Genomic DNA, 1,805 nt, shown 5'->3' on the forward strand with positions numbered 1-1,805 from the left:
GAGGTTCGTAGCGGAGCGGAGAAGCTTGTGCAGCACGGGCTTGCCCGAAAAACGTTGCCCAAGATGCGCAGCGCAGCGGAGTATCTTGGGCAACGGTCTGGCTACGCGCCGTGCGACGAAGGAGCATGGACGTCGTAGCCTTTGTTGTGTGCATTTTATAATCACTCAATTTACCTGAATAGTTAGAAACAACTTATGCTTAAGCAGTCTTTCAGATATTTCAGCTAAATCAACAAATAATTTATGAGTATATGGGTCTAACTTCTCAGTAAAATATTTATTTTTTTCGACTTCAATTAACTCTAACAACATACTCCTCAATCTATTATCATTAGAAAACTTGCATGAATTGACTATGTTTTTCATTTCGATCAATTTCTTTCTAATTGTCTTTATTCCCCATCCGTGATCTAATACCATTGTTAATTTTCTTGCAAAATCAATATAAGAGCTGTAATAATCTATCAAATACAAATCCTTATTATAGTCAATAGTGTCTAGTCCTCTACTACGTTTTTTGAAATTTCTAATTTGGTAACCTATGTAATGGAATCTCTGACCTTGCATTTCTTCAAAAGAGAGTTCGACCCAGCTAATTTTATTCTCCATCCGACATTAATTTATTTCCAGAATAGAACTATTCCAACGATAGTACAAATTCAGTTTATCTGATTTTAGCCTTATTTCACTCTTCCAAAATTATATAAAAAGTCGTGTAAATTATTTCTTCCGAAATCAGAATTTTTGAAAGGAGCTTTTACAAAACCTTTAGTCAAAAGTATTGGAATACAGCGATCAGTGGAGATTTGGTTTCTTAGATCGAGCATATCCTTATCACTTATTGTAAACCACATAGTTTGAGATGTTAATAGGCTTTATAGCGAACCTCCTTCAGGCCAGTTTCGCCAATTTGTATTCCCCTTATTTGATAAATCTTCAAGACTATCAAAATTACTACGAGCAAAAGCATTTGCGATCTCAATAAAGGTATGTGTATCACTTGGAAGTTCATCATTAGCTAAATCTGGATGCTGCCAATCTTTTAATTGAATCATTAATTTGAGACTATTATGGGTCAGCTTTAATAAGTCTTCTGATTTAAGAAATGGCTTCTTATGCACTCTTGGCCAAATTAGTCTGAGAAAATCTTGTATCCCAATTTGCTCCTTATCCTCTACAGAGATATTTGCTTCTAAATAGCGATCTCTGTTATGAACTAATTCATATTCAATTCCATTAATCATCAATCCATTGGCTTGTGGATTTAGATAAAAATGATACTCTTCTTCAAAGGCACTAACCCCATCAACATTCTCAGTAAAATAGAAGAAATTTTCATTCTGTAAACCTGGTTTGCAAGTGGGGAAATCCCCAAAAACATGTACAGCATTATTTATTCCATCATGTCCTCCCCCTCTAGTACTAAATCCAATTATTTCAATTATAATGCACCAATAGTCACTGGAACTTAAAATAGACATTTTTGAATCGATCAGATAAACATAGCCATTATCAAGCATTGGAAATGTAAACTCTTTAGCACAAGCATCTAATTGTTCTAATATATTTTTTACTTTCCTTCTTTCCTTATACCATTTAATCATATTTCTTCAAGAAATTATACTCGTCAAGAGTGTGGGATTTTTTATTACCCGAAGGGTTGCACACAACGTTTTTCGGGACATGCGAAGTTCGGAAATTTTCGACGCAGCCGAAAAAATTTTTGAATTTCCGCATGTCCCGTGTTGTACGAGGTTCGTAGCGCAGCGGAGAAGCTTGTGCCACACGGGCTTGCCCGAAAAACG

3 protein-coding genes are annotated in these 1,805 nt (G+C 35.5%); all 3 read right to left on the reverse strand.

The window, feature by feature from the left end; genetic code table 11:
* Nucleotides 1-165: 165 nt before the first annotated feature.
* Nucleotides 166-609: a hypothetical protein gene (locus A3EU_RS0126700; protein ID WP_020539249.1), complete on the reverse strand. Its 444-nt coding sequence runs from the start codon at nt 607-609 to the stop codon at nt 166-168.
* Between the two features lie 266 nt (nt 610-875).
* A complete protein-coding gene (locus tag A3EU_RS0126705; protein ID WP_020539250.1) occupies nt 876-1,604 on the reverse strand; it encodes a DUF7003 family protein in 729 nt (242 codons plus the stop codon).
* The coding region (locus A3EU_RS34905) for a hypothetical protein (RefSeq protein WP_211213975.1) at nt 1,597-1,805 on the reverse strand (209 nt) is incomplete at its 5' end. The genes A3EU_RS0126705 and A3EU_RS34905, both read right to left, overlap by 8 nt.

Origin of the sequence: Lewinella cohaerens DSM 23179, from assembly GCF_000379805.1 — a bacterium.
Classification (GTDB): Bacteria; Bacteroidota; Bacteroidia; order Chitinophagales; family Saprospiraceae; genus Lewinella; species Lewinella cohaerens.